8 protein-coding genes are annotated in these 19,056 nt (G+C 70.1%); 7 read left to right on the forward strand and 1 reads right to left on the reverse strand.

The features are described 5' to 3' along the window. Positions 1-22 precede the first annotated feature (22 nt). Complete coding sequence (locus ACZYRU_RS12860) at positions 23-3,217, reverse strand: M4 family metallopeptidase (protein WP_488957485.1); 3,195 nt, start codon at positions 3,215-3,217, stop codon at positions 23-25. A 386-nt stretch (positions 3,218-3,603) separates the two neighbouring features. On the opposite strand from ACZYRU_RS12860, the gene ACZYRU_RS12865 reads away from it, so the two are divergent. From ACZYRU_RS12865 to ACZYRU_RS12895, 7 genes are all read left to right on the forward strand, one after another. Then, the gene (locus ACZYRU_RS12865; RefSeq protein ID WP_488957486.1) at positions 3,604-6,210 is read left to right on the forward strand and encodes an FtsK/SpoIIIE family DNA translocase; all 2,607 of its coding nucleotides are present in this window, start codon (positions 3,604-3,606) and stop codon (positions 6,208-6,210) included. A gap of 5 nt (positions 6,211-6,215) precedes the next feature. After that, positions 6,216-7,835 carry a helix-turn-helix domain-containing protein gene (locus ACZYRU_RS12870; protein ID WP_488958077.1) on the forward strand — a complete coding sequence of 540 codons (1,620 nt, stop codon included), beginning with the start codon at positions 6,216-6,218 and terminating at the stop codon, positions 7,833-7,835. Between the two features lie 55 nt (positions 7,836-7,890). Continuing rightward, positions 7,891-9,348 carry a 30S ribosomal protein S12 methylthiotransferase RimO gene (gene rimO, locus ACZYRU_RS12875; RefSeq protein ID WP_488957487.1) on the forward strand — a complete coding sequence of 486 codons (1,458 nt, stop codon included), beginning with the start codon at positions 7,891-7,893 and terminating at the stop codon, positions 9,346-9,348. Beyond that, positions 9,345-9,986 carry a CDP-diacylglycerol--glycerol-3-phosphate 3-phosphatidyltransferase gene (pgsA, locus tag ACZYRU_RS12880; RefSeq protein WP_488957488.1) on the forward strand — a complete coding sequence of 214 codons (642 nt, stop codon included), beginning with the start codon at positions 9,345-9,347 and terminating at the stop codon, positions 9,984-9,986. The genes rimO and pgsA overlap by 4 nt, the downstream gene beginning before the upstream one ends. A 244-nt stretch (positions 9,987-10,230) precedes the next feature. After that, on the forward strand, positions 10,231-18,018 hold the full coding sequence (locus ACZYRU_RS12885; protein WP_488957489.1) for an ExeM/NucH family extracellular endonuclease: 7,788 nt from the start codon (positions 10,231-10,233) through the stop codon (positions 18,016-18,018). 58 nt (positions 18,019-18,076) lie between these two features. Further along, positions 18,077-18,592, forward strand: coding sequence for a CinA family protein (locus ACZYRU_RS12890; RefSeq protein WP_488957490.1), 516 nt, complete (start codon positions 18,077-18,079; stop codon positions 18,590-18,592). Between the two features lie 55 nt (positions 18,593-18,647). Further along, positions 18,648-18,956 carry a helix-turn-helix domain-containing protein gene (locus ACZYRU_RS12895; RefSeq protein ID WP_179725814.1) on the forward strand — a complete coding sequence of 103 codons (309 nt, stop codon included), beginning with the start codon at positions 18,648-18,650 and terminating at the stop codon, positions 18,954-18,956. Positions 18,957-19,056 lie beyond the last annotated feature (100 nt).

The following is a 19,056-nucleotide window of genomic DNA, read 5'->3' on the forward strand; positions in this document are numbered from 1 at the left end:
CGGACCTGTGTGTCGCTGTCGGCTACTGCTTGCCCTTCAGCTTGATCGTCACCGTCGCGGTGAAGGCGGCGATCTTGGCGTCACCGGGGTAGCTCACGGTCGCCTTGACCTTGCGCACGCCCTGCTTCCACAGCTTGCGGAGCTGCTTCTTGGCCTTGATCGTCAGCACGCCGTTGACCACGGTCCCGGTGTACTGCTTGCCCTTGATCGTGACGGTCACCGGGCCGGCCAGCGGGACACCACCGGCGGTGGCGATGCTGATCGTGACAGTGCCCTTCTTGGCGCTCGCCTTCGGGGCAACGGTCGCGGTGCCGGGAGCCGGCGGGTTCACGACGGGCGCGGTGCAGACGCTGAGCTCCACGTTGTCGATGTACCAGCCGTTGTTGCCGTTGCAGCCATCCATGCCGAAGTCGAACCGGAACTGCACGGTGTCGCCGGGACGGCTGATCATCGACAGGTCGACGATCGAGGTGCCCCAGGCGCCGGTCGGGACGCCACCGTCGGAGCCGGTGAACGCCTCCTCGCCCGCCATCGGGTTGGTGTTGCCGCCCGCCGCGGTCTCGAGCTCGCCGCCGGGCGCGTTGTAGAGCCAGGCGTTGGCCGGCACCAGGTCGTACGGCGAGCCGTTGACGCTGACCTTGACGTTGCCGCCGTCGAACCCGACCTCGGACGCCACGTAGTGGTCGAACGAGAACCGGGGGAGTGCGCCCTCGGGGACGGTCAGGGTCGGCGTGGTCCGGCTCACCCGCGAGGAGTAGTCGTTCGGGTTGCCGACCTTGCAGGTGCCGAAGTTGCCGTCGTCGCCCTTGTCGTCGAAGTACAGGACGGCCGAGCCGCCCTTGTGCTGGACGCCGCCCTTCGAGACCTCGGGAAGGGTGGTGACGACCTTCGACGGGAAGTGCGAGCCGGGTGCCACGACGTCCTCGGCCCAGGCGGCCGGGATGCCCGACTCGAAGCCTTCGGACCACAACGTCTTGGTCACCGTGTCGGAACCACAGCTGACCGTGCCGCGGTGGAACATCGGCTTGAAGTTGCACTGCACCGGCTCCGTGCGCAGCTCGGTGGCCTGGGCCGCCTTCGCCACGTTCGCGCAGTCGGTGGCGTTGATCGGCGTGTCGAGGACGCCCGCGTCGTCGGCGCTGCCGCCCTCGAGGTTCGGGCCGCTGTCGCCCAGGGTCAGCTTCTTCAGCGTGGTGTTGCCGGTCAGGTCGGCGCAGGACTGCTCCAGGCCGTCGGCAAGCTCGGCGAAGCCCGACGTCGACGTCAGGTAGTTCGTCTGCGTGTGCCAGAAGATGTGCGCCGCCTTGTCGAGGCCCAGCGCGCCGATGGTCTGCCCGTTGTAGGTGCCACCGTCCACGAGCAGCGCGTAGGTGTGGTTGACCACGCCGGAGTTGGTGTGCACGCCACCGCTGTCGTCGGTGTCGCAGAAGTACTCCTCGTCCGACACCTTGCCCGGGTCGCCGTAGCAGGTCGGGTTCCACATGTCGCGGATCGCGCCGCCGAAGGCCGGGTCATCCTCACCGGACAGCCACCGGAAGCTCGAGTCGCGCGAGCCGGGAGGCTCGGCGTCGGTCAGCGTGATCGTCAGCGGACCGGCCGCGGCCTTGATCTTGGTGCCGTCGGCCTGGCTGACCATGGCGCCGACCAGGTCGGAGAAGCCGGCCACCGACTGCACGCCGGGGCGGTTGTTGCCGAAGATGATGCCGGTCGCGTCGGCGTCCTCGGCGTTCGCGATCTTGTCGGCGAAGGCGCACAGCCCGCGGTCGACGTACACGAACTTGCCGGCGATGGCGGCCGCGTTGTCGAACGGGGAGCAGCCGTCGGTGTCGGTGCCGACCACCTCGCCACCGTCCTCCTCGACCGCGTCGGTCCCGACGACGAGCGGGCCGGTCTGGCCGTCGATGATCGGGCCGAAGGCCGCAGCGGCTGCGGTGCAGTCGCCGACCTCGTTCAGCGGGGTCACCACGACGCCGATGGCGCCGCGGGTGCCCTCGGAGCACTTGCCGTCGGTGCGGTGCGTCTCCTCGTCCGGTGCGTTGAACCGGCCGTTGAGCATGTCGACCGTCTCGCCCCAGATGTCCGAGTAGGCCTCGTTCATCGCGCCGGGCTGCCACTGGTAGAGCAGGCCGGAGGTCTTCTCGGTGTAGGCGTGCCCCCACTCGTGGGCCACGGTGTCGTCGGAGGAGACGCCGGAGCAGTAGTTGGTGGAGGTGCCGTTCCAGTTGGCGTTCGGGCAGGCGATGTCAGGGTCGTTGTTGACCGTGATCATCTTGCCGCCCGCGCCGTCCCAGGAGTCGCGGCCGAACGAGTTCTTGAAGAACCAGTACGCCTCGCCGGTGCCCTGGACCTCGCTCTTCTGGTCGGGGTCCAGCGTGCCGGGGAAGGCGTCGCCCTCCTTCCACACGATCGGAGCGTCGACCGAGGTCTCGTGCAGCTCACGGTCGAGAGCGTGCGCGATCATCGTGTAGCGGTTGACCGGCTTGCCGGTGGTCGCGTCGAGCACGGAGGTCTCGCGTACCTGCTTTCCGTCGGTGACCTCGACGACCCAGGCCAGCAGGTTGCGGCCCTCGACGCCCTGGATCGCGCCCATCCGGTAGACCATCAGGTCCGCCTTGGTGGCACTCAGGTCGCTCGCCTTCGGCTTCTTCGTCGCGGCGTCGCCCTGGCCGGCCGGTGCGTCGGCGGCGAGCTTGATCGCCTTGGCGACCGCTGCGTCCTTGTCGAGGTGCGGCGTCACGTCGACGTCGACCTTCGGTACGACGTACCCGGTCACCGACGTCAGGTCGCCCTGCGCGTCGACGTGCGCGCGCAGCTTCGCGCCGAACACCGGCACGCCCTGGTAGGACTGCCCGAAGTCGACGGTGAAGCCGGCGGGCGTCTGGGTGGTGGCGGTCTGCTGCAGCTGGGCGGCGGTCGCACCGAACGCGCGGGCGTACTTGTCGACGTACCCGCTGGCCTTGGCCTCGGCCCCACTGCGGGACTTGCCCGACTGCTCGGACGGGTACAGGTCGCCGGTCGCGCTGATGAAGCTGACCTTGTCGGTGGCCGGCGAAGTCGTCACCGCGACGTTGCCGCTGGCCTCGCCGCGCATCTGCTGCACGACGGACGGGTCCTTCGGCGCTGCCACCGTCGCTGTCGACGGGATGACCACGAGGGCCGCCCCGACGAGAGAGAGTCCGACGCCCTTCCTCAGGGCGTCAGGAAGGTTGAGTCTCACGATGTTCTCCTCGAGATAGAACGTGCCCTCGACAGGCCTAGGGGGTGCCGGCTCCCGAGCACGTTCCCGGCACCCTAGGGGGCAGGAATGCGGACGGTCCAGAGGTTCAGAGCAAACTCTGCGTCAGGTGGGCCGGTGGGCCGCAGGAACTTCGGGCGCTGCCTCGCCCGCGTGGCGGGCGAACTCGCCCGCCACGACCGCCTGGTCCCGGACCGCGCGGTGAGCTCGCCGAGCTCGGCGACGTTCACGCCGCGCGGGTACGACGACTGCTCGCCAACGCGACGGCGCCGCCCCGGACGAGGCCCAGGTCATGGTGCAGGGCCCACGCGAGACACACCGCCCTGTGGTCCCTGTGACTGGTGGGACGATCGCCTAGGTTTGGTGTCATGGCGACCCGTACGTCTTCCCCGCCGGCGTCGCGCAGCAGGACCAGCTCTTCCTCCCGCTCGGGCGTGAAGAAGACAGCCAGCTCGCGTACCCGGAGTACGACCACCAAGAAGCGACCGCCGGCCAAGAAGTCGGCGGCGAAGCGGCCTGCCCCGCGGGCGGTGCGCACCGGCCCCGGTCCTGTGCTGCGCGCCTTCACAGCGCTCGGCAGGGGAGTGGTCGCCCTGTGGCTCGCCTTCGCGCACGGCATCGGCGCGGTCACCCGCGGCGTCGGTCACGGCGCCCGGGACATCGATCCCGAGCAGCGCCGCGACGGCTTCGGCCTGCTGCTGGTCGCCGTCGCGCTGATCATCACCGGAGCGGTCTGGTTCGAGGTGCCCGGTGGCGTCATGGAGTTCACCCGCGCCGCGGTGTCCGGATCGGTCGGCAAGATCGGCTGGTTCGTGCCGCTGCTCGTGCTGGCCGCCGGCTGGCGGGTCATGCGCGACCCGGTCGGCAACGGCCCGGCCGGGCGCCAGGTCATCGGCTGGACCGCGTTCGCCTTCGGCCTGCTCGGCATCGTCCACATCGCCAACGGCAGCCCCGAGCCCGTGCAGGGCGACACCACGCCGCTGCGTGACGGCGGCGGCGCGGTCGGGTACGTCGTCTCCGCCCTGCTCCTCGACCTGCTCCGCGCGCCGGCGGTCGTCGTACCGCTGCTGGCGCTGCTCGCCTTCTTCGGGATCCTCGTGATCACCGCGACGCCGCTGTACCGCGTGCCCGACCGACTGCGCGAGATCGGCGACCTGCTGCTGGGCCGCCACCACGAGTACGGCGACGCGCAGCCGCTCAGCATCGACGACACCTTCGAGCGGATGGGCGACCCGGCGTACGACTCCCCGGTCCTCGCCGAGCCCAAGAAGCGGCGCCGCAAGAAGGACGAGGAGCCGAGCCCGACCGAGGAGTCGATGGAGCTGCTCACGCCCATCGACGTACCGCTCGTCGACGACGAGCCGATCGACCCGGAGGCGGGCTCCAACGCCCTCATCGCCCGCCGGCTGGCGCAGTCCGCGACCGCTGACGACGAGACCGGTGAGCTCGAGCCGCCGCCGCACGCCGACCTGCCGCAGCGCGTCGAGCAGCTCGCCCTGTCCGGCGACATCGTCTACACGCTGCCCGACACCACCGCACTCAAGCCCGGCGACCCGCACCGCGCCCGGTCCAAGGCAAGCGACGACGTCGTGTCGCGCCTGCAGGGCGTGCTCGACGAGTTCAACGTCGACGCGCAGGTCATCGGCTACACCCGCGGTCCGACGGTCACCCGCTACGAGATCGAGCTCGGCACCGGCGTCAAGGTCGAGAAGATCCTCGGCGTCCAGCGCAACATCTCCTATGCCGTCGGCTCGGAGGACGTCCGCATCCTCAGCCCGATCCCCGGCAAGTCCGCGGTCGGCGTCGAGATCCCCAACACCGACAAGGAGATCGTCTCCCTCGGCGACGTGCTCCGCTCCAACGTCGCGCGCACCGACCACCACCCGCTGATCGCGGGCCTCGGCAAGGACGTCGAGGGCGGCTTCGTCGTCGCGAACCTCGCGAAGATGCCGCACCTGCTGGTCGCCGGTGCCACCGGCTCCGGCAAGTCGAGCTTCATCAACTCGATGATCACCTCGGTGCTGATGCGCTCCACGCCCGACGAGGTGCGGATGATCATGGTCGACCCCAAGCGGGTCGAGCTGAACGCCTACGAGGGCGTCCCGCACCTGATCACGCCGATCATCACCAACCCCAAGAAGGCCGCCGAGGCCCTCGAGTGGGTCTGCCGCGAGATGGACATGCGGTACGACGACCTCGCCAACTTCGGCTTCCGGCACATCAACGACTTCAACAAGGCCGTCCGCGAGGGCAAGGTCGAGGTCCCGCCGGGCAGCGAGCGCACGCTGACGCCGTACCCGTACCTGCTGGTGATCGTCGACGAGCTCGCCGACCTGATGATGGTCGCCCCGCGCGACGTCGAGAGCTCGATCGTCCGGATCACCCAGCTCGCCCGCGCCGCCGGCATCCACCTGGTGCTCGCGACGCAGCGCCCGTCGGTCGACGTCGTGACCGGTCTGATCAAGGCGAACGTCCCGTCCCGACTGGCTTTCGCGACCTCCAGCCTCGCCGACAGCCGCGTCATCCTCGACACCCCGGGTGCCGAGAAGCTGGTCGGCCAGGGTGACGGACTGTTCCTGCCCATGGGTGCCTCCAAGCCGATCCGCGTGCAGGGCTCGTGGGTCAGCGAGCCGGAGATCCAGCAGGTCGTCAAGCACTGCAAGGGCCAGCTCGAGCCGAGCTACCGCGAGGACGTCACCGCGCCGGCGGCGTCCAGCAAGGTGCTCGACGACGACATCGGCGACGACATGGACCTGGTCATCCAGGCGATCGAGCTCGTGGTCTCCACGCAGTTCGGCTCCACGTCGATGCTGCAGCGCAAGCTCCGCGTCGGCTTCGCCAAGGCCGGCCGGCTGATGGACATCCTCGAGAGCCGTGGCGTGGTCGGACCCAGCGAGGGGTCCAAGGCGCGCGACGTGCTGGTCAAGCCCGATGAGATCGATGCCGTGATCATGACCATCCAGGGGGAGGCGTGAGCGAGATGACCGAGACCACGGACCAGCCGACCGAGAAGCCGGGCGAGCACCGGATCGAGGTCCGCCGCAACGTCGCCCTGTCGGCGTCCGTCGGCGGGTTCTCCGCCCTGCTCACGGTCGCCTTCGCGGTGCGCGCGTTCAGCGGCGGCAGCACCCTGGACTGGCTGTCCTTCGGTGTGCTGGCGCTGGTGACCGTGGCCCACGTGGCCTCCCTCGTCGACGGTCGCGCGCCGCTCCTGGTCGCCGACGACCACGGCGTACGACTGCGGCACGGTGCCACGTGGCGTGGAATCGCCTGGCCCGAGATCGACTGCCTCGAGCACCTGCCGCGACGCGGCCTGGTCCGGGACGGGCACATCCTGGTCGACGGGTACGACGACCAGCAGCTCGTCGTACCGCTGACGTTGGCGACGCGCGTCGTCGGCGTCGAGTCCGGCTCCCTGAGCGACGCGCTCGCGGACCTGGCCGACGGCCGCGCGGACGTCGTCGAGGTCGTGCCGGGCCTGTCCGACGAGACCGCCGCGTCGCGCAGCGAGTCGGTGCCCAAGCTGAGCGACCTGTACGCCGACGAGGAGCCCGTCGCACCCGAGGCCCGGCGCGGCATCGCGGCCCGGGTGGCCGCAGGCCTGTCGGGACGAGCGGGCGACGACGTGGTCGAGGAGACCTCGGACGAGGCCGACTTCGAGGACACCGGGGAGGTGATCCTCGCCGAGGACACCGAGACCACCGACGAGTTCGCCGCCGTGGAGGAGGAGCCGCCGGCTCCGGAGCGCACGACCGTGCTCGCCGCGCGGGTCGAGCTGGACCGCCCGACCCTGGTCCGGGCGCCCGTCGTCGAGGCGCCGCATCCCGTCGATCTCGAGGAGAGCGGTGCGGTCACGGTCGTCCTCGACGACCTGGCGGTGCGTCCGGCTGCCCAGCCCGTGATCGGCCCCGAGCTGACCGCGGCCCGCGACCGGCTGCGCCTCACGATCGACCAGCTCTCCGAGCGGACCCGGATCCGTCCCCACGTGATCGAGGCGATCGAGGTCGACGACTTCGCGCCCTGCGGTGGCGACTTCTACGCCCGTGGCCACCTGCGCACCCTGGCCCGGGTCCTCGGCATCGACGCGGGGCCGCTCGTGGCGTCGTACGACGAGACCTACGCCGACGCCCCGGTCGACCCGCGCCGCGTGTTCGAGGCCGAGCTCGCGACCGGCACCGGCGGCTCGATCCGCAGCACCCGCGGCGGCCGCAACTGGTCGGTGCTCATCGCCGCGGTGATGGGTGCGGTGCTGATCTGGTCGGTGGCCAAGCTGGTGATGGGCGGGCCCGTCGCCGTCGGCGAGACGCCGGTCCTCAACCAGAGCGGCGGCATCTCCAAGGCCGCCGCCGCGAAGGGCGACCCGGTCAAGCTGACCCTGGTCGCGGCCGGCGGGGGAGCCCAGCTGGTCATCCGCGACGCTGCCGGCGAGATCGTCTTCGACGGCAACCTGGCCTTCGGGCAGACCTCCGAGCTCAAGGTGGTCCCGCCGGTGCGGATCTGGAGCTCCGACGGCTCGGTGACCTACGCCATCGGCGCCAAGAAGCCGCAGGCGCTCGGCGACACCGGTGCCGAGGCCTCCAAGACCGTCGCCGGCTCCTGATCACACGACCGAGGAATGCCGGCGGGCCCCCGTCCGCCGGTATCCTCGACCGGACATGACCAGCACACCCACGAACCCCGTCTCGGTCGCGCTGCTCACCCTCGGGTGCGCACGCAACGACGTCGACTCCGAGGAGCTGGCCGGCCGCCTCGCCGCGGACGGCTTCACGCTCGTCGACGACCCGGAGGACGCCGACACGGTCGTGGTCAACACGTGCGGCTTCGTCGACGCGGCCAAGAAGGACTCGATCGACACCCTGCTCGCCGCCGCCGACCTCAAGGAGACCGGCCGGCCGCAGGCAGTCGTGGCGGTGGGCTGTCTGGCGGAGCGGTACGGCGAGGAGCTCGCCGACTCGTTGCCCGAGGCCGATGCCGTGCTGGGCTTCGACGACTACCAGGACATCTCCGGGCGACTGCGCTCGATCCTCGCCGGTGAGCGGCCGCACCCGCACACCCCGCGCGACCGGCGGCTGCTGCTGCCGATCAGCCCCGCCGAGCGGCAGGCCGCTGTCGAGACCGCCGAGACCGCCGGGTTCGGCGCCGACTTCGACATCGCCATCCCCGGCCGCTCCGCGATCCGGCGCCGCCTCGACGGTGGCCCGATGGCCCCGCTCAAGCTGGCCAGCGGCTGCGACCGGCGTTGCACCTTCTGCGCGATCCCCATGTTCCGCGGCTCGTTCGTCAGCCGCCGGCCCTCCGACGTGCTGCAGGAGGCCCACTGGCTGGCCGACCAGGGCGTCAAGGAGCTGTTCCTCGTCTCGGAGAACTCCACCTCCTACGGCAAGGACCTCGGCGACCTCGGCCTGCTCGAGACGCTGCTGCCCGAGCTGACCGCGATCGACGGCATCGAGCGGGTCCGGGTCTCCTACCTGCAGCCCGCCGAGACCCGCCCGGGACTGGTCCGCGCCATCGCGACGACGCCCGGCGTGGCGCCGTACTTCGACCTGTCCTTCCAGCACGCCAGCGCCACGGTGCTGCGCCGGATGCGCCGCTTCGGCGACCCGGAGAGCTTCCTCGGCCTGCTCGACCAGGTGCGCGAGCTCGCGCCCGAGGCCGGCGTGCGGTCCAACGTGATCGTCGGGTTCCCGGGGGAGACTGAGGAGGAGTTCCAGACGCTGTGTGACTTCCTGGTCGCCGCGCGGATGGACGTCACCGGCGTGTTCGGCTACTCCGACGAGGACGGCACGGAGGCCGAGAAGCTCGACGGCAAGCTCGACGAGGACGAGATCAACGCCCGCGTCCAGCACCTCAACGACCTCGTCTCCGAGCTCACCGCGCAGCGCGCGGAGGAGCGGATCGGCAGCACCGTCGAGGTGCTCGTCGAGGAGCTCGACCCCGACGAGACCGGCGACGGCACGGTCGAGGGCCGCGCCGCCCAGCAGGGCCCCGAGGTCGACGGCACCACCCGGGTGCTCGGCGTACCCGGTGCGCGCGTGGGTGACCTCGTCACCGCGGTCGTCGTTGCCACCGATGGCGTCGACCTGATCGCCGAACCGGCAGGAGGACAGGGATGAGCGAGACCAGCACGGGGCAGACCCCGGCCGCGGCCAAGCCGAGCAACTGGAACCTCCCCAACGCGCTGACGACGCTGCGGATCGTGCTGGTGCCCTTCTACGGCTGGGCGCTGCTGTACGACGGCGGCGACTCGATCACCTGGCGCACGGTCGCCTGGGGGATCTTCTTCGTCGCCATGGTCACCGACAAGGTCGACGGCGACATCGCGCGCGCCCGCAACCTGGTCACCGACTTCGGCAAGATCGCCGACCCGATCGCCGACAAGGCGATCACCGGCATGGCCTTCATCGGGCTGTCGATCATCATGGACACCTGGTGGATGTGGACGATCACGATCGTCGTCCTGGTCCGCGAGTGGGCCGTCACCCTGCTGCGCCTCTCGGTGCTCAAGTCGGTCGTCATCGCCGCCGCCCAGAGCGGCAAGTGGAAGACTGCCGCCCAGGCCCTCGCCCTCGGCTTCCTGACCCTGCCGCTGCGCGAGGTCGACGGCTGGCTCGACGTCCCCGGCGAGATCACCTACGGCGTCGCGATCGCGCTGCTGCTCGTCGCCTTCGTGCTGACGATCTGGTCGGGCTACGAGTTCTTCCGCGACGTGTGGAAGCAGCGGGACTCGATCCGCAAGCCGTCGGCGGCCTGAGGCCGTCCGACTGCCCGTGCCTGTCTGGCGTGGGCAGTCACTGAGATCGTCCCGTCCACGGGACCGCAAGGGCAACATCTGACGGCTGGGCGTCGCCTTTTCGTCACTTGATTTTCCTCAACCCCTTGCCGGAGCGACCGAGGCGCAGCCTAGGTTAAGGACCCTTCCCTCCGTTCTCGCTGATCTGTCTCGGGCGTGCGCGTTCGGCTGTCCTGTGCCGTTTTGACGACCTCGGAAGTAGTCCATGCGTTCAGCGAAGCAGTTCCTCCTCGGCTCCCTCGGTGCAGCACTCGCCCTCTCGGGAATCACCGCGCTCCAGACGATGCCGGCGTCCGCCAGTGTGTCGGCGAAGATCTCCACGTTCCCCTACACCCAGGACTGGTCGGGCCTGACAGCCACGAGCACCTGGGCGGACTTCCCGGGGGTCGAGGGTTTCTCCGCCGGCACCTCCATCGCCGCGGCGAACCTGCCGAACACGACGGACGTCGGCACGCTGACCGCGGAGGGCACGCTGACCTCATCGCTGGTCGCGCGCACGGGGAACACACCTAACCTCGACTCCAACGGTGGCGTGCTGACCTACGGCAACGCGACGGACAAGACTGTCGCGCTCGGCGCGACGAGCGGCGTGACGACCCCGATGCTCGTCCTTCACCTGGACACCACGGGCAAGAGCGGGCTGGGGGTGGCCTATGACGTTCAGGACCTCGACAGTGGCGCCGACGACCAGCCGACCCGGGTCGCGCTGCAGTACCGCGTCGGGACGTCCGGCGCCTACACGAACGTCCCGGCGGGCTATCTCGCCGACGCCACGGGCGTCAGCAACCCGACGGTGACGTCCACCCACGTGGCGGCCACGCTGCCGGCAGCTGCGGACGGCCAGCCGGACGTCTACGTCCGCGTGATCACCCTCGACAACGCCAGCGGCAGCAACGAGCACGTCGGCATCGACAACATCTCGATCACGACTGGCGGCGTGGTCACGCCCGACCCGCTCTCCGCGACCGACCCGGGCGACAAGGTCTTCAACAAGGGCCAGGCGATCACGCCGATCACGCTGCAGGCGAGTGGTGGTACGTCGCCCTACACATGGTCGGTCACGACCGGCACGCTGCCGGATGGCCTGTCGCTGGCAGGCAACCAGATCTCCGGGACGCCGACGACCGCCTCGCCGAGTCCTGTCGAGATCACGGTGACGGCGACTGACTCCGCGACGCCGACGCCCGCGACGGCCACCGTGACCTTCACCATCCGGGTCGACGAGCCTCTGACGATCACCCCGATCGCCGAGCTCCAGGGCACGGGCGCGCGCTCGCCGTTCGCCGGCGCCGACAACAACCAGGGCGCCGAGACGAAGGCGACCGAGGGCGTCGTGACCGCGGCGTACTACACGGGCGGCTTCAACGGGATCTACATCCAGACGCCCGGCGTCGACACCGCGGACGCCTCCGACGGCATCTTCGTCTACGGCGGCTCGACCAACGCCAACATCCCGGCGGGCATCCAGGTCGGCGACTCGGTGCGGGTGACCGGCAAGATCGCGGAGTTCTTCAACCTGACCCAGATCGTCCCGGGCGCGGCCGGTGTCGAGGTGCTGCCGAGCTCGCTGGGCACGGTCACTCCGCGCACGTTCACCTACCCCACCACCGACGCCGAGCGTGAGACGTACGAGGGCGAGCTGGTCGCGCCGCAGGGCACGTTCACGATCAGCAATGTCTACGCGACCAACCAGTACGGCGAGATCGGGCTCGCGTCCGGTGAGGGACCGCTGAAGCAGCCCAGCGAGTACGCCGACGCGACGAACAACGCCGCGCTGCAGGCAATCAAGGAGGAGAACGCCGGACGAGCGCTCGTGCTCGACGACGGCGCGACGACCAACTACCTGCAGAACCAGACCACGAAGGCGCTGCCGCTGCCGTGGCTGACGGGTGTGGACGGCAACGCCGTCGCTTCGCCGCCGCGCGTCGGCGCGTCGGTCGACTTCCACCAGCCGGTGATCCTTGACTACCGCAACGACGTGTGGAAGGTCCAGCCCCAGGCACAGGTCGTGAAGAACGGCGCGGCCGTGGCGACCTTCGAGGACACGCGCGCCCAGAACTTGCACCCGGCTGACGTGCTCAAGGCCACCGGCGACGTGAAGATCGCGACCTTCAACGTCCTCAACTACTTCAACACCACGGGTGAGGCGTACTCGGCGGCCGGTCCGCAGCAGAACCCGCCGCTCGACACGTTCTGCACCTACTACACCGACCGCGGTCCGGGCACCTCGCAGAAGATCAGCAACAACTCCTGTGGTGTGCGCCTGCTCGACGACCCGAGCACGCCGGCCAACGAGTCCAACGGCAACGACGGCCGCGGGCCCCGTGGTGCGGCCACCGACGTGAGCCTGGCGCGCCAGGAGGAGAAGCTGGCGCACGCGATCGTCGACATGGGCGCCGACGTGATCGGCCTCGAGGAGGTCGAGAACTCGATCAAGCTCCCGGGCGAGACCAACCGCGACGACGCGCTCGCGAGGATCGTCCAGCTGCTCAACGCGATCGAGGGCGCCGGCACCTGGAAGTACGTCAAGAGCCCCGGTGAGGCGACCACCGCCGCCGCTGTCGGCGAGCAGGACACGATCCGGCCGGCGCTGATCTACAAGCCCGCCGCGGTGACGCCCGTCGGGCAGTCCGACATCCTGTTCGGCACCGATGAGTTCGCCAACGCCCGCGAGCCGCTGGCCCAGGCGTTCAAGAAGGCTGGTGCTCCCGACAGCGACGCGTTCGCACTGATCGTCAACCACTTCAAGTCCAAGGGCGACAACGCCTCTCCGAACCCGCCGGCCACCGGCGACAACGCCAACAACGACGACACCGGCGCGTTCAACGGCGACCGGAAGCGCCAGGCGGCCCGCCTCGTGCAGTTCGCCGACGACTTCGCCGCCGAGCGCGACATCGATGCAGTGTTCCTCGCCGGTGACTTCAACTCCTACTCCGAGGAGGAGCCGGTCGGGATCATCGAGACCGGTGGGTACACCGCGATCGAGTCCGACACCGACGGCGAGGAGAGCTACTCGCACTCGGGTCTGTCGGGCTCGCTCGACCACGTCTTCGCCAATGCGGCGGGCCAGGCGATGGTGACCGGCGCGGACATCTGGGAGATCAACGCCAACGAGCCGATCTCCTACGAGTACAGCCGCTACAACTACAACGTCACCGACCTGTGGCAGCCGAACCTGCCGTTCGCCACCTCGGACCACAACCCCGAGGTCGTCGGCCTGAACCTGCCGGACACCACCGCGCCGGCGTACGACGAGGTCCAGGTCATCGGCACCAACGACTTCCACGGCCGGCTGCTGCCCGACGGCGGCAACGCTGCCGGCGCTGCCCCGTTCGCCAGTGCGGTCAAGGAGCTGCGCGAGGAGAACCCGAACACGGTCTTCGTCGCCGCCGGCGACCTGGTCGGGGCGTCGACCTTCGAGTCCTTCATCCAGCAGGACGAGCCGACCATCGACGCGCTCAACACGATGGGCCTGGAGGTCTCGGCCGCCGGCAACCACGAGTTCGACAAGTCCTACGCCGACTTCGAAGGCCGTATCCGCGACCGGGCGAACTGGGAGTACATCGCCTCCAACCTCGAGTACGACGACTCGATCGCGCCCGCCGACCGACTTGCCGAGACCTGGGTCAAGGACATCGACGGCAAGCGGATCGGCTTCGTCGGTGCGGTGACCGAGGATCTCCCGGCCCTGGTCAACCCCGCCGGCATCGACGGGATCACCGTCACCGACATCGTCGACGCGGCCAACGCAGCCGCCGCCTCCCTGCGCTCGGCATCCAACCCGGGCGGCCCGGTCGACCTGGTCGTCCTGCTGGTCCACGAGGGCGCGCCAACGGCCGACTGCTCGGCCGGCACGAACGCCTCCACGACGTGGGGCAACATCGTGCAGAACACGTCCTCCGACGTCGACGCGATCATCTCGGGGCACACCCACCTCGCCTACAACTGCACGTACCCGGTGGCCGACTGGAACGGGCGCGCGGTCACCAAGCGACCGGTGGTCTCGGCCGGTCAGTACGGCACGAACCTGAACAAGCTGGTCTTCAAGTTCGCGGCGGGCACCGACGACCTGATGGCGATCAGCCAGGACGTCATCGCGACCGCCGGCGTCGGATACGCGCCGGAGCCGAGCGTCCAGGCGATCGTCACCGCCGCCAAGGACTACGCCGACACGGCCGGCGCCCAGGTCCTCGGCCAGATGACCGGACCCTTCAAGCGGGCGAGGTACACCTCGTCTGCCGGCGCGACGGAGAACCGCGGCGGTGAGTCGACCCTCGGCAACCAGATCGCGGAGATCCAGCGCTGGGCGACCGACGCCGCGGGCATCGACACCGACATCGCGTTCATGAACCCGGGTGGACTGCGGGCAGACATGGACGGCACCGACACCGGCAGCGTCAACGACCTGACCTACCGCCAGGCCGCCGACGTGCAGCCCTTCGCCAACACGCTGGTCAACATGAGGCTGACCGGCGCGCAGATCGAGCAGGTCCTCGAGGAGCAGTGGCAGCGCAACGCCCAGGGCGGCGTCCCGTCGCGGCCGTTCCTGCGCCTCGGCGTCTCGAAGGGCTTCACCTACACCTACGTCGAGAAGCCGGTCACGATCAGCGCGCCGAACGCGGCCCCGGTCAACACCTTCCAGGGTGAGGTCACCGGGATGTGGCTCGACGGCGAGCCCGTCGACGCCGCCCACGTCTACTCGGTCACCGTCAACTCCTTCCTCGGCGAGGGTGGCGACAACTTCTGGGAGCTCGCCGACGGCGCCGAGAAGGTCGACACCGGCAAGGTCGACCTCGAGGCGATGGTCGACTACATGAAGCAGTACGACACCGAGGCCCTGCCGGTCGACTACAGCCAGCGCGGCGTCGCGTTGACCCTGCCGGACGCCGCACCCTCGACGTACCACGGGGGTGACCAGGTCACCTTCGACATCGCCTCGTGGGCGATGTCGGCCGACGAAGACCAGCACGACACCGAGCTGCAGGTGAAGCTCGGTGGGACGGTCCTCGGATCGTTCCCGGTCGACAACGCCCGGGGCACCGCGCCCTACGACCGCACCGGAACGGCGCACGTCACCGTGACCCTGCCGGCCGATGTGGCCGACGGCACCACCACGCTGACCGTCCATGGCCCGACCACGAAGACGTCGGTCCCGCTGGTCCTCGCGACCGAGGACGGGCTGACCGACATCCAGATCGTCGGAACCAACGACTTCCACGGCCGGATCCAGAACGACCCGGCCTCGGCGTCGGCAGGCGCCGCGGTCATGTCGACGGCGGTCAAGGAGCTGCGCCAGGCCAACCCGAACACCGTGTTCGCGGCTGCCGGCGACCTGATCGGTGCCTCCACGTTCGAGTCCTTCGTCTCGAACGACAAGCCCACCATCGACGCCCTCAACGCAGCGGGCCTCGAGGTGTCGGCCGTGGGCAACCACGAGCTCGACCAGGGCTACGACGACCTGATGAACCGGGTCATGGCTGCCTATGACCCGGCGACCAACCCCGACGGCGGCGCGCAGTGGCAGTACATCGCGTCCAACCTGAGGGTGCGTGCCACCGGAGACCCGGCGGTCCCGGCGTCATGGGTCAAGACCATGGACGGCGTGGACGTCGGCTTCGTCGGCGCGGTCACCGAGGCGCTGCCGACCCTGGTCTCGCCGGACGGCATCGCCGACATCGAGGTCGAGGACATCGTCGACTCGGTCAACGCCGAGGCGAACCGGCTGGCCAACGACGAGGACGTCGACCTCGTGGTGATGCTGGTGCACGAGGGCGCGCCGTCCACCGACTGCGCGACCATGGACGACTCCGGTCCGTGGGCCGAGATCGTCAACTCGATCACGCCGAACGTCGACGCGATCGTCTCCGGCCACACGCACCTCGCCTACAACTGCAGCTTCCCGGTTGCCGAGTGGGCGGACCGTCCGGTCAAGGAGCGCCCGGTGGTCTCGGCCGGCCAGTACGGCGAGAAGCTGAACAAGCTGGTGTTCTCGGTCGACCGTTCGACCGGCGACGTGCAGGCCCAGACCCAGCAGGTCCTGAACCTCAAGACGTGCAGCAACAGCACCACCTGCACGCCGTACACCCCCGACCCGGCGGTCGCCCAGATCGTGCAGGACGCGGTCGACGTGGCCACGCCGATCGGCAACCAGGTGCTCGGTCCGATCCAGGGGCCGTTCAACCGCGCGAAGCGGGCGGACGGCACCACTGAGAACCGCGGTGGCGAGTCGACGCTCGGCAACCTCGTCGCCGAGGTCCAGCGGGCCGAGACACCGCAGGAGCAGGGAGGTGCGCAGATCGCGTTCATGAACCCGGGCGGCCTGCGCGCCGACATGGCCGGCACGCTGACTGGCGACACCCGCAACCTGACCTACCGCCAGGCGGCCGCGGTGCAGCCGTTCGCCAACGGGCTGGTCAACATGGACCTGACCGGTGCACAGATCGAGAAGGTCCTCGAGCAGCAGTGGTCGCGGACGCCCGACGGGACGCAGATCCCGGCCGGCCTGACCCGCTACTTCCTGCGGCTCGGCGTCTCCAAGGGCTTCACCTACACCTACCGCGAGGTACCCGCGCCCGCCGTACCCGTCCAGGGTGGCGGACCTGCGGTCGACACCTGGGTGGGTGACGTGACGGGGATGTGGCTCAACGGCGTGCCGATCGACCCCGCACAGACCTACTCGGTCACGGTGAACGCGTTCCTCGCCGGCGGTGGCGACTCGTTCTGGGAGCTCAAGAACGGCCAGGGCCAGGCGCAGTGGGGTGTCACCGACCTGCAGGCGATGACCCACTACATGTCGACCCACACCCAGATCGGCGGGGCGGCCCTGCCGGTCGACTACTCCCAGCGAGCGGTCGAGGTCCACGACGTGGCCGACGGCTACCCGCTCGGTGGACGTCTCACCTTCGGCGTCGAGTCGTGGAGCCTGTCGAACGCCACCGACGCGAAGGACACCCAGATCGAGGTCAGGATCGGCGACGACCTGCTCGGCACGGCGACCCTCGACAACACCGTCGGCACGGCTGCGATCGACAAGACCGGACGGGCGAGCATCGACGTCCCGCTGCCGGCGGACACGCCGCTCGGCCAGGTCGAGGTGACGCTGACCGGCGCCACCACGGGCACGGAGGTGCCGGTCCTGGTCGACGTCGTCGCGGGCACGTTCGTCAACGACACCAAGCCGGTGATCACCGGTACGGCGAAGGTGGGCTCGCAGCTGTCGGCCTCGGCCGGCACGTGGACCCCGACGCCGGGCTCGGTGTCCTACCAGTGGTCGGCCGCGGGGGTGGAGATCGGCGGCGCGACGTCGGCGACGTACACCCTGACGGCGGCCGAGGCCGGGAAGACGATCACGGTCGCGGTCACGGCGAAGGCCGACGGGTACGACGACAAGACCGTCGTCTCCGACCCGACCGGTGCCGTCGAGGCAGCGGTCATCGTCAACACCGCCGTACCCGTCGTCTCCGGTACGCCGCGGGTGGGTCGGACCCTCACCGCCACCTCGGGGACCTGGACGCCGACGCCCACGTCGGTCAGCTTCCAGTGGTACGCCAACGGGGCGCCGATCGCTGGCGCCACCGGACCGAGCCTGGTCCTCGGCGCGGCCCAGGTCGGGACCCGGGTCACGGTCGCGGCCACCGCGCACGCGACGGGCTTCGCCGACGCCACGGCGGTCTCGGCCCAGGTCGGCCCGGTCGCCCAGGGCTCGGTGGCGCTGACGGTGAAGACCACACCGAAGAAGATCAAGGTCGGCAAGACGAAGACCAAGGTCATCGTCTCCGTCACCACTGCCGACGGCGTCCCGGTCACCGGCCAGGTCACGATCAAGGCCAAGGGGCAGAAGGCGAAGACCGTCACCGTGGTCAACGGCCAGGCGAAGGTCACGCTCAAGGCCTTCGGCTCGGTCGGCGCGAAGTCGATCAAGGTCTCCTACCTGGGCAGCCCTGCGCTGGCCCCGGCGCAGACAACGACGACGGTCTGGGTGGTGCGTCGCTGACCCGACACGCCTGAGCTGACCGAGGGCCTCGGTCGGTGCCCCGTGACACGATGCGGTCATGGAGTCACCGGCCGAGGCCCTCGTTCGTGCCCTGCGCGACGCCGAGGCCAGCGTCGCGACGGCGGAGTCGCTCACCGGCGGCCGACTGGCGTCCCGGCTGACGGAGGTCCCCGGATCGTCGGTGGTGTACGCCGGCGGAGTGGTCAGCTACCAGACCCACATCAAGGTCGAGGTGCTCGGCGTGCCCCAGGACGTCGTCGACACCTACGGGGTCGTGTCGGCCGAGTGCGCCCGCGCGATGGCCGACGGGGCGCGGCGGCTGCTCGGGACGACGTACGCGCTGAGCACGACCGGAGTCGCGGGTCCGGACCGCCAGGAGGACAAGCCGGTCGGGACCGTGTACGTCGGCCTGGCCGGTCCCGGAGGTACCCAGGTCCTGGCCCTCGACCTGACCGGCGACCGGTCACAGATCCAGGCAGCGGCCGTCGACGCGGCGGCGGCCGCCCTCGCCGACGAGCTGGCCGCGGCGCGCTCAAGGGCTGGGCAGCCAGCGGAAGATTCGGGGCTCGGGTAGCGTTGGGCACAAGACGTGACCACACCCACCCCCAACCCACGGAGAGGAGTTCGCGATGGTGCTCTTTCGCCGGTCGCTCGGTGACATCCTGCGGAGTCGCCGTACCGAGCTCGGACTGACCCTCCGTGAGGTCTCCGGGGCGGCTCGGGTGAGCCTGGGCTACATCTCCGAGATCGAGCGTGGCCAGAAGGAGGCGTCCTCCGAGCTGCTGGCGTCACTGTGCGACGCGCTCGAGATGCCGCTGTCCGACGTGCTGCGCGAGGTCGCCGACGCGGTGGCCCTCGAGGAAGCCGCGGCCCTGGTGGCCGCCGCGCCGACCCCGATCGCGCCGCGCCGCGCGCCGGTCGTCGCCTCCGCCGCCTGACGGACATCAGAAGAGTTTCACCGGCCGGCCGGTGAAACTGGCGCTGGGACGAGGAAGCATCCTCGTCCCAGCGCCAGTTTCGTCGTCCAACCTTGCGGGG

This window comes from Nocardioides sp. F233 (assembly GCF_057813895.1).

Excerpts from the sequence above, each read along its gene's own strand:
- rimO (WP_488957487.1), top strand. The coding sequence starts at position 7,891 with ATGACCAGCACACCCACGAACCCCGTCTCGGTCGCGCTGCTCACCCTC.
- ACZYRU_RS12870 (WP_488958077.1), top strand. The coding sequence starts at position 6,216 with ATGACCGAGACCACGGACCAGCCGACCGAGAAGCCGGGCGAGCACCGG.
- ACZYRU_RS12885 (WP_488957489.1), top strand. The coding sequence starts at position 10,231 with ATGCGTTCAGCGAAGCAGTTCCTCCTCGGCTCCCTCGGTGCAGCACTC.
- ACZYRU_RS12890 (WP_488957490.1), top strand. The coding sequence starts at position 18,077 with ATGGAGTCACCGGCCGAGGCCCTCGTTCGTGCCCTGCGCGACGCCGAG.
- ACZYRU_RS12895 (WP_179725814.1), top strand. The coding sequence starts at position 18,648 with ATGGTGCTCTTTCGCCGGTCGCTCGGTGACATCCTGCGGAGTCGCCGT.
- ACZYRU_RS12865 (WP_488957486.1), top strand. The coding sequence starts at position 3,604 with ATGGCGACCCGTACGTCTTCCCCGCCGGCGTCGCGCAGCAGGACCAGC.
- pgsA (WP_488957488.1), top strand. The coding sequence starts at position 9,345 with ATGAGCGAGACCAGCACGGGGCAGACCCCGGCCGCGGCCAAGCCGAGC.